This window comes from Arthrobacter sp. P1_B4 (genome assembly GCF_056406555.1).
Window position 1 is genome coordinate 66,760 of the sequence record NZ_JBFTZW010000003.1, and the last position, 15,074, is coordinate 81,833.

At 68.5% G+C, this 15,074-nt stretch carries 13 protein-coding genes and 2 pseudogenes; 8 read left to right on the forward strand and 7 right to left on the reverse strand.

The genetic code is table 11. The features are described from left to right. The first annotated feature begins 9 nt into the window (after positions 1-9). Complete coding sequence (locus AC1D1W_RS02600; RefSeq protein WP_164468554.1) at positions 10-159, forward strand: hypothetical protein; 150 nt, start codon at positions 10-12, stop codon at positions 157-159. Positions 160-372: 213 nt separating this feature from the next. Beyond that, positions 373-1,014 carry an NADPH-dependent F420 reductase gene (locus tag AC1D1W_RS02605; RefSeq protein WP_476942847.1) on the forward strand — a complete coding sequence of 214 codons (642 nt, stop codon included), beginning with the start codon at positions 373-375 and terminating at the stop codon, positions 1,012-1,014. A gap of 110 nt (positions 1,015-1,124) precedes the next feature. Here the strand turns inward: AC1D1W_RS02605 and AC1D1W_RS02610 are convergent, their stop codons facing one another. Then, a complete protein-coding gene (locus tag AC1D1W_RS02610; protein ID WP_476942848.1) occupies positions 1,125-2,237 on the reverse strand; it encodes a Gfo/Idh/MocA family protein in 1,113 nt (370 codons plus the stop codon). Further along, a pseudogene (locus AC1D1W_RS02615) lies at positions 2,222-2,521 on the reverse strand (ThuA domain-containing protein); the annotation flags it as partial. The gene AC1D1W_RS02610 and the pseudogene AC1D1W_RS02615, both read right to left, overlap by 16 nt. Between AC1D1W_RS02615 and AC1D1W_RS02620 the strand changes: the two are divergent. Next, positions 2,502-3,190: pseudogene (locus AC1D1W_RS02620) on the forward strand (substrate-binding domain-containing protein); the annotation flags it as partial. The pseudogenes AC1D1W_RS02615 and AC1D1W_RS02620 overlap by 20 nt on opposite strands. 75 nt (positions 3,191-3,265) lie before the next feature. On the opposite strand, the gene AC1D1W_RS02625 reads toward AC1D1W_RS02620, so the two are convergent. Both AC1D1W_RS02625 and xylA read right to left on the reverse strand, forming a co-directional pair. Beyond that, entirely contained in the window at positions 3,266-4,792 is a 1,527-nt protein-coding gene (locus AC1D1W_RS02625) for a xylulokinase (RefSeq protein ID WP_476942849.1), read from the reverse strand. Between the two features lie 19 nt (positions 4,793-4,811). Next, positions 4,812-6,002, reverse strand: coding sequence for a xylose isomerase (gene xylA / locus AC1D1W_RS02630; protein WP_223981120.1), 1,191 nt, complete (start codon positions 6,000-6,002; stop codon positions 4,812-4,814). A 259-nt stretch (positions 6,003-6,261) separates the two neighbouring features. On the opposite strand from xylA, the gene AC1D1W_RS02635 reads away from it, so the two are divergent. The 3 genes from AC1D1W_RS02635 (at position 6,262) to AC1D1W_RS02645 (ending at position 9,717) form a co-directional block, all read left to right on the forward strand. Beyond that, positions 6,262-7,521, forward strand: coding sequence for an FAD-binding protein (locus tag AC1D1W_RS02635; RefSeq protein WP_476942917.1), 1,260 nt, complete (start codon positions 6,262-6,264; stop codon positions 7,519-7,521). A gap of 82 nt (positions 7,522-7,603) precedes the next feature. Beyond that, positions 7,604-8,770 carry an ROK family protein gene (locus AC1D1W_RS02640; RefSeq protein WP_476942850.1) on the forward strand — a complete coding sequence of 389 codons (1,167 nt, stop codon included), beginning with the start codon at positions 7,604-7,606 and terminating at the stop codon, positions 8,768-8,770. Between the two features lie 26 nt (positions 8,771-8,796). Next, positions 8,797-9,717, forward strand: coding sequence for an aldose 1-epimerase family protein (locus AC1D1W_RS02645; RefSeq protein ID WP_476942851.1), 921 nt, complete (start codon positions 8,797-8,799; stop codon positions 9,715-9,717). 133 nt (positions 9,718-9,850) lie between these two features. On the opposite strand, the gene AC1D1W_RS02650 is transcribed toward AC1D1W_RS02645, so the two are convergent. From AC1D1W_RS02650 to AC1D1W_RS02660, 3 genes are all read right to left on the reverse strand, one after another. Next, positions 9,851-10,612 (reverse strand): DUF4386 family protein, encoded by a 762-nt coding sequence (locus AC1D1W_RS02650; protein ID WP_243181677.1) that lies wholly within the window; start codon positions 10,610-10,612, stop codon positions 9,851-9,853. Positions 10,613-10,773: 161 nt separating this feature from the next. After that, on the reverse strand, positions 10,774-11,685 hold the full coding sequence (locus AC1D1W_RS02655; protein ID WP_243181676.1) for an SDR family oxidoreductase: 912 nt from the start codon (positions 11,683-11,685) through the stop codon (positions 10,774-10,776). A 106-nt stretch (positions 11,686-11,791) separates the two neighbouring features. Beyond that, a complete protein-coding gene (locus AC1D1W_RS02660) occupies positions 11,792-12,412 on the reverse strand; it encodes a DnaJ family domain-containing protein (protein WP_243181675.1) in 621 nt (206 codons plus the stop codon). A 245-nt stretch (positions 12,413-12,657) separates the two neighbouring features. Between AC1D1W_RS02660 and AC1D1W_RS02665 the strand changes: the two genes are divergently transcribed. After that, positions 12,658-12,891: a hypothetical protein gene (locus tag AC1D1W_RS02665; RefSeq protein WP_243181674.1), complete on the forward strand. Its 234-nt coding sequence runs from the start codon at positions 12,658-12,660 to the stop codon at positions 12,889-12,891. Between the two features lie 131 nt (positions 12,892-13,022). Further along, positions 13,023-15,062 carry a glycosyltransferase family 2 protein gene (locus AC1D1W_RS02670; RefSeq protein WP_476942852.1) on the forward strand — a complete coding sequence of 680 codons (2,040 nt, stop codon included), beginning with the start codon at positions 13,023-13,025 and terminating at the stop codon, positions 15,060-15,062. Positions 15,063-15,074 lie beyond the last annotated feature (12 nt).

Below are 15,074 nucleotides of genomic sequence, written 5' to 3' on the forward strand. Positions count from 1 at the left end.
GGAGCGGACATGAGCGACGACTCACAGGCGCCCGAGCGTCATCACAGCGAGACCCCCGCCGAAGGTGATGCAACGGCTGAACCCTTCGACGACCGCGCCCATTCCCAGGACGCGGCAGAAGGCCCGGACACCGACGACGAACCGGGCCCCACGGCCTAGCCCCCCCCCCCCCCTTACGCGCCAGCCTCCCTGCGCGCTAGCCTCTCTACGCGCGAATTCGCCGGAACCCTGCGGGCTCGCCGGAACTTTCCGGCGAGCGGGGAGGCTTCCGGCGAATTGGACTCGCCTGCCCCGGCCGGTGGCCTGACGGTCCCAGCCGCACAGCGTCCTTAACCGGCGAAATATCTTCGCCTGCCCGGGTGTTGCTCCGGCATGACAACAATCGGAATCATCGGTGCAGGACACATCGGCGGCCAGATCGCCCGCAAGGCCGTGGAGCTCGGCTACGACGTCGTGATCAGCAACTCGCGCGGTCCGGAGACCCTGGCGGACCTCGTCGCGGAACTGGGGCCCAAGGCCCGGGCCGCGACGCCGGCCGAGGCGGCCGCAGCCGGCGACTTCGCCGTCGTCACCGTGCCGCTCAGGAGCCTCCCGGACGTCCCCGTGGAACCGCTGGCCGGCAAGATCGTCCTCGACACCAACAACTACTACTGGGAACGTGACGGGCATATCCCGGCCCTGGATGCCGGCGAGGCCACCACCTCCGGCCTGCTGCAGGAGCACCTTCCCCAGTCCAAGGTGGCCAAGGCTTTCAACCACATCATGTTCTCCCAGATCACCACGGACGGGACGCCGGCCGGCACCCCGAACCGCCGTGCCATGGCCACGGCGAGCGACTTCCCGGAAGCGGCCGAGCTGGTGACCAGGCTCTACGACGAATTCGGCTTCGACACCGTCAACATGGGCCCGCTCGCCGAAAGCTGGCGCACGGAACGGGACCGCCCGGCCTACGTGATCCGGCAGAACGCGGCCGAGCTCACGGAGAACCTCGCCAAGGCTCAGCGCACCATCTGACCCGCCCTGGCCCGGGCGCACGAATTCGCCGGAAGGCTGCGAGGTCGCCGGACTTTTCCGGCGAACGGGCAGGTTTCCGGCGAATTCAGCCGTGCGTGCCTGAGTGGGCGCTAGGAGGAGACCCCCACGGCCGCCGCAGTCAGGTCGGTCAGCTCAACGGGGGCAGGGCGGGCAACCGTGCTGCCGATCCGGACCGGCGCACCCGTGTGCGCCGACTCCAGCACGGACTCCATCACCTCCAGGGCGTGCAATGCCAGGGCACCGCCCGCCCTGGGTTCCTGGCCCGCAGGCGTGCGGATGAGATCGGAGATGCCGAAGCCCCGCCCCGATTCCACATAGCCCGCGGAGACGGGCAGGGTCTCCCAGTCGTCTGCACCGAGGGCGAAGAGCTGCACGTCGCCGTCGAAGTGGTTGGGATCCGGGACCACGAGGGAGCCGTGCTCACCGTGGATTTCGATGTTGGGGCTCTTGGTCTTCACGGCGTCGAAGCTCATCACCAGCGTGGACAGGGCGCCCGAGGCGTGGACCAGGACGCCGGTGACGTGGGTGTCGGTTGCCACGGGCACGTTCTGGCCTTCGCGTGGGCCCGAACCGATGGTCCGCTCGTCGCGGGTGTGGCTGGCCGCACCGATCACCGAGACCACGGGTCCGAGCAGGGTGACCAGGGCCGAGACGTAGTAGGGTCCCATGTCCAGCAGCGGGCCGCCGCCGGGCTGGTAATAGAAGTCCGGGTTCGGGTGCCAGCGCTCATGCCCCGGGGTGACCATGGTGGCGGTCGCGGAGATGGGCCGGCCGATCAGTCCGTCGTCGATGGCTTTCCGTGCGGTCTGGATCCCGGTCCCGAGCACGGTGTCCGGGGCGCAGCCGACCACGACGCCGGCTGCCCGGGCGGCGTCGAGGACCTGGCAGGCCTCCGCTGTGGTTGCCGCCAACGGCTTCTCGCCGTAGACGGATTTGCCGGCGGCAATGGCGCGGAGGGCGATCTCGGCGTGCGCCGCGGGAATGGTCAGGTTCAGGACGAGTTCGACGTCGTCGGCGGCCAGGAGCGCGTCGACTGTGAGCGCCCGGACGCCGTCGTACGAGTCGGCAACTGCCTGCGCCCGGGACGGGTCAAGGTCCGCGACGGCGACGAGGTTGATGTCCTCGAGCCGGCGGAAGTTGACCAGGTACTGGGCGATGATGGCTCCACAGCCGATGATTCCAACGTTTAACGGCTTGCCCACAGCAGGCCCCTTTCGATGATGGTGCGGACGTTGCTGTCCTGGAGGATTTCGACGCGGTGTCCCGGGGTGCAGACGAAGATCCTGCCCTTGCCCCACTGCCGGGTCCAGACGGCGGGCGAGGTGACTTCCCGGTGCCAGGGGTCCCATTCGCGAACCTTCTGGGTGGTGGTGGCCAGGACGTCGATGTAGTCGTCGGCGAGGACCCAGTACTGTTCGGTGACGAGATCGAAGTCGCCGAGACCGGCAGTGATCGGATGGTCCGCGGCCGCCGGGATTGTGGTGACGTCCGGCTTCAGTACGGCCCAGTTGAGCGCCTTCCGCCGGCGGCACATCCCGGTGGTGGTGATCGATCCGCTCAACCCGCCGCCGTCGGAGGTTGTCAGTGTGGGGGCCACGAACTGGGCGGGCGGCAAGGAAGCCACGGAGCACTTGCTCGGCCTCGGCCACCGGCGGATCGCTTACATTGGCGGACCGGAATCGGCCGAATGCAACCAGGCCCGCCTCCATGGCTATATGGCGGCACTCACGGCCGGCGGAGTCCAGATCAGGCCCGACTACGTCATGCTGGACAAATTCCGCCCCGAACACGGAATCCGCTCGCTCAAGGCGCTCATGGCCCTCCCCGAGCCCCCACCGCCATCTTCGCGGGGAGTGACAGCATTGGCCTCGGCGTCCTGGCCGAAGCCCGGCGGCACGGGCTGCGGATCCCCGAAGACCTGAGCGTGGTGGGCTTCGACGGCACGTACCAAGCGGAGCAGTCCATCCCCGCCCTGACTACCGTGACGCAGCCGCTGCAGGAGATGGGCCGCGCCGCACTGCGCGCCGTCCTCCGGCTGGCCAACAACGAGGAGCTCGACTCGCGGCGGGTCGAACTCGCCACCCACTTGGTGGTCCGGGAGTCGACGGCCGCTCCCGCCGCCGGGGACCCGGAACCGGAGATTCCGCGGCACTAGTCGCCGTTGGCACGGCGGAAACCGGGCGGATCCTGGTGGCCGGAGGCCAGCAGCACTGTTACGGCCAGCAGCGGCTCAGTTGCCGGGGTCATCGCGACTGCTCGCCCGCAGGTAGTTTTGCCTGATGGCTGGGTGGAAGTCCGGGGCGGGCGCGGCGTCCACCGCGACCGGCCAGGCCGGCCGGTTGCCGCTGGACGCCCAGGCTGCCTGGACGGCAGCACCCCTGGCCACGTACTCCCCCGGGCTCGGGACCACGACCGGCAGGTCGAAGACCTGGGCCGAGATGGCCTGCACCGCGGGGTTCTGCACGGCGCCGCCGATCAGCAGCAGCCGTGTTGCGGGGCTCCCTTGGGCGCGGAGGGCATCCAGGCCGCCGGACAGCCCGCAGAGCATGCCTTCGATGGCGGCCCGGGCCAGATTGCTCCTGGTGCTGGAGGCAATGCTGAGCCCGTGGAAGCTGGCTTTGGCGTGGGGCAGGTTGGGCGTGCGCTCACCTTCGAAATACGGCACCAGCACCACGCCGCCGGCGCCGGGTTCGGCGCCCAGGGCAAGTCGCGCAAGTTCGTCGAAGTCCACGCCCAGGATGCCTGCCACGGAGCCGAGCACGCGCGCGGCATTCAGCGTGACGGCGATGGGCAGGTATTCTCCGCTGGCGTCCGCGAAGCCCGCCACCGTTCCGCTGGGATCGGCGACGGCACGGGACGCCACCGAGAACACCGTGCCGCTGGTGCCAACGGACACCACCACGTCACCGGGTTCGGCCCCCAGACCGAGGGCGGCGGCCGCGTTGTCCCCGGCGCCGGCGCCGAGGAGAATGCGGTGACCGGGTCCGGCCGGGCTTGATCCGGACTGGCCGGGCAACTGAGTCGCGGAACCGAAGCAGCCGGGGTGGACCGCCCCGGCGGCGTCCCCGGGGCCAAGCACCCGCGGCAGAACCACGGTGCCTGGATCCCGGTGCCCGGCACCCCCGCTGGCCTGCCTGGCGTCCCGGCCGAAGGCCAGTTTGAACAGCTCCAGATCGTATTCGCCGGCCGAAGGGCTCCAGTATCCGGTGCCGCTGGCCTCGGAGCGGTCGGTGGTGAGCTGGTCCAGATCCGGGCCCAGCGGGCTGGCTGCTGCCGGACCGTAACCGCGGAGCCGCCAGGTCAGCCAGTCGTGGGGCAGCGCAACAGCCGCCACCCGGTCCGCCAGGTCCGGTTCGTGGTCCCGGACCCAGCGGATCTTGGTGATGGTGAAGGAGGCCACCGGGACCAGCCCGGTCCTGCGGGCAAAGTCCTCCGCCCCCACTTCATCGGTGAGTGCGGCCGCCGCCGACGCCGATCGGGTGTCGTTCCACAGCAGCGCCGGGCGCACTACGTTGCCGGCGTGGTCCAGCAGCACCATGCCGTGCTGCTGGCCCCCCACCGAGAGCGCGCTGACGTCCGCCAGCCCGCCGGCGTCGTCGAACGCCGCTGACAAGGCCCGCCACCAGTGGTCCGGGTGGACTTCCGTTCCGTCCGGGTGGGCGGCCCGGCCCTGGCGGACCAGCGTGCCGGTGCCGGCGTCGAGGACCACCACTTTGCAGCTTTGGGTGGAGGAGTCGACGCCGGCAACAAGGTTCATAGGAGCAGCCGTCACGGTCTTAGCGGGCGCCGAGCAGGTGCTCGATGAAGAGCTGCTGCAGCTTCACGAAGCCGAAGCCCTTGCCGCCGAAGTAGGCGTCGGCGTCGAAGTCCTCGTAGGAGGCGCGGTCGGCGCGGAGCTGTTCGTAGCCTTCGCCCGGGTTGAGGGTGGGTTCGTTGATTTCCGCCACGCGGGAGGCCTGCAGCGCGGCCTGGACCTCGGGGTCGGCGCGGAAGGCCTTGGCGCGTTCCTTGAGCAGCAGGTAGGTCTGCATGTTGGCGGCCGCGGAGTCCCATACGCCGTCGATGTCCTCGGTGCGGCTGGGCTTGTAGTCGAAGTGGCGCGGGCCGTCGTAGGCCGGTCCGCCGTCGGGGCCGCCGTTTTCGAGCAGGTCCACGAGGGAAAACGCGTTCTGCAGGTCGCCGTGGCCGAACACCAGGTCCTGGTCGAACTTGATGCTGCGCTGGCCGTTGAGGTCGATGTGGAAGAGCTTGCCCTGGTAGAGCGCCTGGGCGATGCCGTGGGTGAAGTTCAGTCCGGCCATCTGCTCGTGCCCGGTCTCGGGGTTGATGCCCACCAGCTCGGGGCGCTCGAGGGTTTCGATGAACGCCAGGGCGTGGCCCAGGGTGGGCAGGAGGATGTCGCCGCGGGGTTCGTTGGGCTTGGGCTCGATGGCGAACCGGATGTTGTACCCCTTGTCCGTGACGTAGTCGCCCAGCAGGTTCACGGCTTCGCGGTAGCGTTCCAGGGCGCCGCGGATGTCCTTTGCGGCGTCGTATTCGCTGCCTTCCCGGCCGCCCCACATGACGAAGGTTTCCGCACCGAGTTCGGCGGCGAGGTCAATGTTGTCCAGGACCTTGCGCAAGGCGAAGCGCCGGACGCCGCGGTCGTTGCTGGTGAAGCCGCCGTCCTTGAAGACGGGGTGGCTGAAGAGGTTGGTGGTGACCATCGGGACGATCATCCCGGTGGCCTTCAGCGCGCCGGTCAGCCGGTCGATTTCGCGCTGGCGGTCAGCCGCGGAGCAGCCGAAGGGAAAGAGGTCGTTGTCGTGGAAGGTGATGCCGTAGGCGCCGAGGTCGCTGAGCCTGTTGACGGCTTCCACCGTGTCCAGCGGCGGGCGGGTGGCGGAGCCGAACTGGTCCTGGGCCTCCCAGCCCACCGTCCAGAGGCCGAAGGAAAACTTGTCGTCACGGGTGGGCTGAATCGCCATTGAATGCTCCGAGGGTAGGGGGTGGTCGTCGATTGGTCAGGTTCAGAATGAATTGTTCTAGAGACAAACATATTATGGATTTTCGTGATGTCAACCACTCGCTCCAGTGCCAATCCGGCAATGTGGTACTCGCTGTAGCGGAATCTTTGCGCGACTGTTATGTTGTGACAAACAGCAAAACCGGCCGTGTCCGCGGCACCACTATGGCTGTGACGTGGGCAAAGAGCCCCGAGCGAAGGATGCAACCGTGATCGATCAGATGGTGACCGAACGCAACTGGGCGGGGAACTACGGCTACCAGGCACCGCAGATAGCCCATCCGGCCAGCGTGGCCGAGCTGCAGGACCTGGTTACGGGTGCCGCGAAGATCCGTGCGCTGGGGTCCCGCCATTCGTTCAACGACATTGCGGACACCGCCGGCACCTTGGTGGTGCTGGACAGGCTCGACGCGGGCATCAGCGTCGATGCGCAGAACATGACCGTCACCGTCAGCGGTGGCACGCGCTACGGGACGCTCGCCGCAGAGCTCCAGCGCCGGGGCTTCGCCCTGCACAACCTCGCCTCGCTGCCGCACATCTCGGTGGCGGGCGCCGTCGCTACCGCCACCCACGGCTCCGGCGACCGCAACGGCAACCTCGCCACCGCCGTGGCGGCGCTGGAGCTGATCACCGCCGACGGCGCCGTGGTCACCGCGCGCCGCGGCGACCCGGACTTTGCCGGCATGGTGGTGGGACTGGGCGCATTGGGCATCGTCAGCCGCCTGACCCTGGACATTGAACCCAGCTTCGAGATTGTCCAGAGCGTCTTTGAGGGCCTGGGCTGGGAACAGGTCCTGGAAAGCTTCGACGACGTGACGTCCGCGGCCTACAGCGTGAGCCTGTTCACTGACTGGAGCGGGACGAAGGTGGGCCAGGCATGGCTCAAGAACCGCACGGACCAGGCGGTGCTGCCCGCCGGATTCCCGGAATTCTTCTCCGGCACCCCGGCCACGCAGGCCCGGCACCCGTTGCCCGGCGTGTCCGGGAGTAACTGCACGGAGCAACTCGGCGTTCCCGGGCCGTGGTCCGACCGGCTCGCGCACTTCCGGATGGAATTCACCCCCAGCAAGGGTGAGGAGCTGCAGAGTGAATACCTGATCCCCCGCGAGCACGCCGTGGAGGCCATCCGCACCATGCGGGGCCTGTCAAAAATCGTCGCTCCCCTGCTCCTGGTCGGGGAAGTCCGCACGATCGCAGCAGACCAGCTGTGGCTCAGCCCCAACTACGGCCGCGACGGAATCGGCCTGCACTTCACCTGGCGCCGGGACGAGCCCGCGGTCACCGCGATCCTGCCCCGCCTCGAAGCGGAACTGGCCCCGTTCGGCGCCAGGCCGCACTGGGGCAAACTGTTCCACGGCGGCGCCGCCGCCCTCGCCCCGCTGTATCCGCGCTTTGCCGACTTCACAGCCCTGGCCGGCAGGCTGGATCCGGCCGGAAAATTCCGCAACGCGTTCCTGGACCGCACGGTATTCGGCCGCTGATATTGTCACGATGATGCCTCCACGTACCCAAGCTTCCGCGCCGACGGGCGAGCCCGATCCGTCGCGCCGCAACAATTTGTCGTTGCTGACCTCCCTCGTCCATCACCACGGGGTCCTCAGCCGCGCCCAACTGACCCGCCAAACGGGGCTGAACCGCTCCACCGTCGGAACGTTGATCGGCCACCTCACGTCCCTGGGCCTGGTCTATGAATCGGCGCCCTCCGGCGAGGGGCAGGTAGGCAGGCCCAGTCCCGAGGTCCACCCCAGCCCGTCGATTGCGGCGCTGGCCGTCAACCCGGAGGTCGACGCCGTCACCATCGGCCTGGTCAGCCTCGGCGGGAAAGTGCAAAAGAAGATCCGCTTCGAAACGGAACGGATTCCGAGCGCCCGGGAAGCGGTGAATATCGCAGCGGCCGTGATCGCCGGGATGCGGTCCGAGCTGGATGCGTCCTACCGGATCACCGGCGTTGGCATGGCCGTGCCGGGCCTGGTCAACCGCGACGACGGCGTCGTGCGGCACGCTCCGCACCTGGGCTGGCGCAATGAACCGGTCGCCCGGATGCTGAGCGAGGCCACCGGCTATCCGTGCCAGGCCGCGAACGACGCCTCCCTCGGAGCCGAAGCCGAGCTGATTTTCGGCGCGGGTGCCGGTGCCGGGCAGGGGAACCTGATCTATCTCAACGGCGGCGCCAGCGGCATCGGCGGCGGGATCATCGCCGACGGACAGTTGCTCAGGGGTGCCTCCGGCTACGCGGGGGAACTCGGCCACACCTTTGTCCGTTCCGGCGGCAGCGCCTGCCACTGCGGTGCCACGGGCTGCCTGGAAACCGAAGTCTCCCAGTCCCGCCTCATGGAACTGGCCGGGTTGAGCAGCGGCGATACCGCCGACCTCGAAGAGGCGCTCGGGAACAGCCGCAGCGCCGCGGTGGACGATGAAGTCGGCCGCCAGCTCACGTATCTGGGTATAGCCCTGCGCAACGCCGTGAACATCTTCAACCCCGATGCGATTGTCCTGGACGGTTTCCTGGGAACGCTGCACGCGCTCGCCCCGGCGTCGTTGGATGCAATCCTGCGGTCGCAGGCCATGGACGGTCCCGCGGGCCAGGCGAAGATCTACCGCGCAGCACTCGGGTCAGATCTGATGATGATCGGCGCCGCGGAACTGGCCTTCACCCCATTCCTGGCCGATCCCGCAGGCCTCGGCCCAACCCCCGGCACCATCCCCGCACCCGCGTCACGGACAGGCTGACCGTGCCAAGGCAGGGAACTTCGCCGATGGGTGAGCACTACGAACTGCAGGGAATGTTGGACGGCCGCAGCCAAAAAGCCGTCGTCACGGAAATCGCCGCCAGCCTGCGCGCGCTGGAAATCGACGGCCTCGCCCTCCTGCAGGACTACCCCGCCCAGTCCGCTCCGCCCTCGTGCGCCGGCTGGGTCCTGGTGCCGTGGCCCAATCGGGTGGCCGATGGCCAGTGGACCTACGACGGTGTCCCGCAGCAGCTGGAAATTACAGAACCCGGCAACGGCAACGCCCTGCACGGGCTGCTGTCCGGCGCCTCGTACCGGGTAGCACGCCGGACGGCGGCCAGCATTACGCTGGCCGCCGATATCACCTCAGCACCGGGCTACCCCTTTCAACTCGCGACCTCGGTCGGCTACCAGCTCACGGCAGATGGACTTCTTGTCACCCACAGCCTGACCAATACCGGCTCCAAGGCCGCCCCGGTCGCCGTGGGGGCCCACCCTTTCCTCCGGGTGGGTGCTGTGCCCACGGAAGACCTCAAGCTCGTCATCAATGCCGGCGCCCACCTCGAAGTCAACGACCGACTTAATCCGACCGGTGCCACCACGGCTGTCCACGGAACTAAGCACGACTTCCGGGCAGGGCAGCTAATTCGCGAGGTCGCCCTCGACGACGCCTGGAGCGGCGTTCTCCGGGAACCGGACGGCAGCTCACTGCACTATCTGGAAGCCCCGGACGGCCGCCAGGTGCAACTGTTCATGGATGCGTCCTTCGGCTACGTCCAGGCCTTCACCACCCGTGTCTTCCCCAGCGAGAGCGGCCCGGTAACGGCGGTGGCGCTGGAGCCCATGACGGCCCCGGCGGACGCCTTCAACAGTGGCGAAGGCCTGCGCTGGCTGGCCCCCGGCGAGACCTGGCACCTCAGCTGGGGCATCCGCTACCGGCTGCCCTGAGCCAAGTAGCCGACGGCCGCCGGTCTTGAAGGGCGCGAATTCGCCGGATGCCTCCGAAGTCGCCGGACTTTTCCGGCGAACTGGCAGGCTTCCGGCGAATTCGGCCGGGCGGGGACAGGGTCCGCCAGCCGAGTCACCTGTCGCCGGGTGGAGCGTCCTTCCCGAACCAGGCACTGACCAGCAGCCACACGGACCACACGAGGATGAGGACAATGCCCGCCAGCGTGGGAATGGTGTTCGCCGGGGAGAAGCCTTCGGCCCCGATGATCCAGCCCTGCGCGAGGTAGGCGAGCCCGGACAGCGCCATGAGATAGCCGATCGGCCGGGAGACGCGGCGCGCCCCGACAACCACGGCACCGGTCAGGATCAGGGCCACGCCCAGCACGAAGCTCTGGTAACTGCGCATGCCCCACTCCAGCCAACGGATACCCTCGGCCGTCGCTAACCGCGCAGCTTTCTCCGGCTCCGGGGCCGCAACCCAGGCGTCCACGGCGTGCTTGAGGGCAACGCCGTCGACGGCTTGGAGCGCGGCGTAAAGTGCCAGCGCGGCGACCACGGCGACAGCGCCGAAGCGGGCCGTCCAGGCCATGGCCCCATTCGGTGCTTTCAGGACCACCAGCAGGACCAGCAGCCCGGAGATGAGAAGCGCCATGCCGGCGAACTGGCCGAGGTGGACCGCCGTCCAAATACCGCTGCGGGCGTACTCCGCGAACGTCGTCGGGTGGTCGTTTGCGCTGGCCGTATCGGCATGGAGCAACCCGGCGACCACGGACAGGGTGAAGCCGGCAAACGCCAGGGTGGCGGCGAGGCGAAGCGGTGCACGGGCTGATGACGGGCGCCCAGACCCGGCCGAAGCCGCCGGCCGCGGATCATGATCTGTGCCGTATTTCTTCATGGCATCGTCCGTTTCGTGCCGACGCGCGGGTGCGCGAAGTGCTCCCCTAAGCGCAGGCTACGCCGATTGCGTCCGCGGAGCCACGGACCTTTGACCGGCATCTCGCGGCCGCACGTGCGACCCGGCGGGACCGCCCGTTAGTCTGGACCCCGCCACACCCATTAGGACTGCGCTCCTCCATGGCCCAACCGCGCAGCGAAGCGCGCGACCGCGTCTTCCGGAGTTGGCGCGGGACCGAAGAGCTCTGCCTGGCGGCTCGTCTTGGCCACGTAGCGGCCGGTATCGAACCAGGCCGCCATGGCTCCCATGTCTTTCATGAGCGGGGCTGACTTTCCCGCAACCTTGCCCACAGCGCGGAGCAGACCGGCGGGAATGGACACGACCCTGATTTTCTTATTCGCCAGCCGCGACACCAGCCCAGCGCCCTCCTGCATGCTGATCGGCCGGCTCCAGCCCAGATCGATGCGTTCCCCGGCGGCGATGTCCGCGTCAACGGCTTCCGCGAGATAAGTCGCGACGTCGCTGACCAGAACGAATGTCAGGGGCACGCTTTTAGAGCCAAGCCAGACGATCCGGCCCTTCTCGAACGGGTCACCGCCCATCTGGGCGATCTGATCGAAAAATGCACCGGGACGCAGGGCAACGAACGGGACGCCGAGTTCTTCGAGTTTGTCCTCGGCGAGCTTCTTGTGCCAGAAATGCGGCACATTCGGTGTCTGGTCGCTCGTGAGGATGCTGGTGAGCACGAAGCGCGGCACCCCGGCTTTGCTGGCGGCGATGGCGAGATTGGCGTTGCCCCGCGTGTCGATCTCGTGGGCGTTCTTGTTCTTCCCGGTGTACCCGGCCGCCGTCGTGATCACAGCGGCGGCGCCGGTCATCGCGGCGATGAGCGAATCGAGGTCGAGCATGTCGCCGCGGGCTATCTCGACGCCCTTGGCCTCGAGTTTGCCCGCGTCCGAGCTCGGGCGGACAAGCGCCCGCACCTTCTTGCCCCGGTCAAAAAGCCGGTCGACGACCTGCCCACCGAGCGATCCCGTTGCACCGACAACCAGAACGGGTTCCTGTTCAGACATTGTTATCTCCTAGATGTTTTCTCTGCGGCAGCTGCGAAGGGCGGGCACCCGGGTAACCCGGGTAATAAGCCGAAGGAGTTCGACGGCGCCCGTAGCCTGTGGGCGTTTAGTTCGGCGGCGCCTGGCCCGCCCCGCTCCACAGCCGCCGCCACCAGGGCCGCTTCGGCTCCGGCTCCGGAGGGGCGACGGCGGCCGCGGCAGCCCGGCGGCCCCGCCAGCGGTCCAGTTCGACGTCGACGTCCCGCGTCTTGGTGATCACGGGCGGCCCGCCCTGTAGCTGCCGCCGGGCGTCGATGACCCGGGCATTGAAGTCCTCCACGATCTCGCGGACCTGCTTTTCGCTGAACTGGGCATCGAGCCGCGCGTCGAGCTCGGCGTCCTCGGTGCGGAGCAGGATGGCCTTCGGGCCCAGGCCGGAGATGTTCTCCCGCTGGATCAGGCCCTTGACCCACCAGTCGGGGTCGTACGCCTCGCCCAGCCCGGGAATGGGTTTGCCGGCGTACTTGAGGTTGTCGAACTTGCCCTGCGCCATGGCATCCCGGATCAGGTACTCGGCCTTGGCGGCGTCGTCGATCTTGGCGCGCTTTTGCCGGAGTTCCTCCTCGGCGGTGTTGAGCTCGTCGTTCTCCTGCGCGGTGCTGCCCGAGGCCCGCACGGCCCGGAGTTCCGCGGCACGCTCCACCCGGCGCCGGAAAGCGCTGTTGGAACCACTGACCCCGCTGCTCATCAGTCACCACCGTCCTCGCCTGTCGGAATCGCGGATCTGCCTTCCAGTATGAGGAACAGCCGGGCGGCGGCAAAAGGTCCGCGCGGCAGCAAACCGCGGCCATTGCAACCCGCCCCCTCGCCGAGACGGGATCCTTACACACCCGTAACCCGGTGTTAACCCACCCGTGCGAAGCTGGGGACTTCGGATAAAACTAAGCGTCCTTCCCATCTTTTCTGCACAGCAGATCCCGAGGAGTTGCAGCCGTGAACAGCCAAAACCAGAGCGCGTCCGGAAGCCCCCTACAAACCAGCAGCGAGGAAGCGCCCGAGGACCAGAGCAGCACGCACGTCACGCATGTCCGCGAAGACGTGGCCATGGCGGGCCGGTGCGCCAACGTCCACCTGCCCACCGGGCGCACGTGCACGTTGCCCAAGCGCCACCCCGGCTCGTGCAATTTCGTCGGACCCGAGGACGCGGAGCACGTTGCAAAGCAATAGATCAAAGCAGTAGGACGAAGCGGACTCCCTACGCAGTTTTGCGCAAGGATTCCGGCGGATCCGGTCCCGGGTGCCACGCCGCGGCTACGCTGATCGGACATTGAGCACCGGATCTAGCTGAGGGAGATCACGTGCCTCGTGAGAATCTGCGTGAAGATCTGCGGCAGCGCGCCGAGAATGCATCGGCTCAAGGGCTGTCCGACGGAACCACATCCGCTGCGCCGCGGCCCGTACCACCGGACGCCACAGCCCTGACCCGGGCCGGCATTGCCGGCTGGGCCGCCCGGCTCGGCCCTCCCGGAGCGGAAGCACCCCGGTCCCGGAGGCTGGCCCATGTCGGCGGTATCGCGGCCAACGCCGCCCTGGTCCTCTACCTGACGTGGCGTGTCCTGTTCACGATGCCGTCGGGTGAATGGAACCTGGCCATCGCCTGGATCCTGGTCACCTTCGAGGCCCTGCCGCTGGCCGGACTCATCCTGAAGGCGTGGTCAGTGTGGAACATCGACAGCCATCCGCCGGCGCCCGTGACGGAGGCCCCGAACGGCATGCGGGTGGCGGTGCTGATCCCCACGTACAACGAGCCCATCGAGGTTCTGACGCCCACGGTTGCGGCGGCCTGCGAACTGGCCCCGGCGCATGAGACGTGGGTCCTCGACGACGGCGACCGGCCTTGGGTCGAAGAAATGTGCGTCGCCTACGGCGCCCGGTATGTCCGACGGGCCGTCCACGACCACGCCAAGGCCGGCAACATGAACCACGCACTGTCCCTGATGGCCTCGGAGAAGGCCGCCGGCGGCCCGGGAATCGACATCATCGCGGTCCTGGACTGCGACCACGTCCCGCTGCCCACGTTCCTCACCGCCACCCTGGGCTGGTTCGAAGACCCCGGGATCGCCCTGATCCAGGGTCCGCAGTCCTTCTACAACGGCGGCGCGTTCGACGACGACGGCATCACGGGTGAGCAGGGCACCTTCTTCAACGTCCTCATGGCGTCCCGCAACGTACCCGGCGCCGGACCCTTCTGGTGCGGGTCGACGTCGTTGTTGCGCCTGAGCGCCCTGGAGGAGGTGGGCGGCGTGGCGACCGAGACCATCACCGAGGACATGCACACCACGCTCAAACTCATCCGGCGCGGCTGGCGGACCGTCTACCACCACCAGACGCTCGCCGTCGGGCTCGCGCCGGCGACGCCGGACCAGTACCTGCTGCAGCGCCGGCGCTGGGGCATGGGCGCCATGCAGATCCTCGTCCGCGAGAAGCTGTGGGCGGCGAAGGGGTGGCTGTCGTGGCGGAATTACCACGAGTACCTCAACGGCACGCTGTGGTGGCTGGAGGGCATCGCCACGCTGGTGGCCTTCCTGATTCCGGTGGTGATCATGCTGTCCGGGGCGCAGACCTCCACCGCCGGGCCGCTGCTTTTCACCGGGGTCTTCCTGGTCATGTTCACCGTGCGCCTGTGGGGGTCCAAGCAGCTGATGCGCAACGAAATCCACTGGCCCACGGCCTTCGCCCTGCGGATTTTCCGCGTCCCGGTCGGCCTGGCGTGCCTCTGGTGGCTCATGTCCCGGAACATCCTGGAGTTCCAGGTGACGCCCAAGGGCGCCGCCGACCTCCGGCTCCGGGGCCGGACCCCGCGCATCCTGATCGTGATGGTTGTCCTCATCTCCGCGGTGATTCTTTACGCGGCCGCCGGGTTGGCCGGGCTGGTGCCCTGGCGCACGACGCCCGGTTCCACGGTGGCGTCCGGTGCCTGGCTGGTGCTCGCCGGCGCGGTCCTGGTGCTCGGGACGCGCAGGATCCGGGCCGCCGAATTCGCCACATCCCGCCGCAACGCCTACCGGATGGAGGTGTCCGCGCCGGTGGAGGCCGAGGGCACCAGCGGAGAGCTGCTGGACATTTCGGTCGGAGGCGCCGCAGTCCGCTTCCCGCACGGCACGCTGCCGGCTTCGGGGACAGTCACGCTCCGGTTGCCGGAGGCCGCGCCGGTCCGGCTGCAGGTCATCCGCACCACCAGGCAACCCGACGGCACCGAGATCGCGTCCCTGCGGGCGGCCGACGACGACTGGGCCACCTATCGTGCGCTCTCGTTGTGGATCTTCCACACGCCCGCAGGGGCGCTGCCCGATTTCCCGCCCGGCGTCCCGGCCGCGGCGTCGCTGCGGGGGCGCTGAGGGCTGGAGGCC

Coding starts and splice junctions, on each gene's coding strand:
- AC1D1W_RS02600 (WP_164468554.1), top strand. CDS start 10: ATGAGCGACGACTCACAGGCGCCCGAGCGTCATCACAGCGAGACCCCC.
- AC1D1W_RS02605 (WP_476942847.1), top strand. CDS start 373: ATGACAACAATCGGAATCATCGGTGCAGGACACATCGGCGGCCAGATC.
- AC1D1W_RS02625 (WP_476942849.1), bottom strand. CDS start 4,792: ATGAACCTTGTTGCCGGCGTCGACTCCTCCACCCAAAGCTGCAAAGTG.
- xylA (WP_223981120.1), bottom strand. CDS start 6,002: ATGGCGATTCAGCCCACCCGTGACGACAAGTTTTCCTTCGGCCTCTGG.
- AC1D1W_RS02635 (WP_476942917.1), top strand. CDS start 6,262: ATGGTGACCGAACGCAACTGGGCGGGGAACTACGGCTACCAGGCACCG.
- AC1D1W_RS02645 (WP_476942851.1), top strand. CDS start 8,797: ATGGGTGAGCACTACGAACTGCAGGGAATGTTGGACGGCCGCAGCCAA.
- AC1D1W_RS02650 (WP_243181677.1), bottom strand. CDS start 10,612: ATGAAGAAATACGGCACAGATCATGATCCGCGGCCGGCGGCTTCGGCC.
- AC1D1W_RS02655 (WP_243181676.1), bottom strand. CDS start 11,685: ATGTCTGAACAGGAACCCGTTCTGGTTGTCGGTGCAACGGGATCGCTC.
- AC1D1W_RS02660 (WP_243181675.1), bottom strand. CDS start 12,412: ATGAGCAGCGGGGTCAGTGGTTCCAACAGCGCTTTCCGGCGCCGGGTG.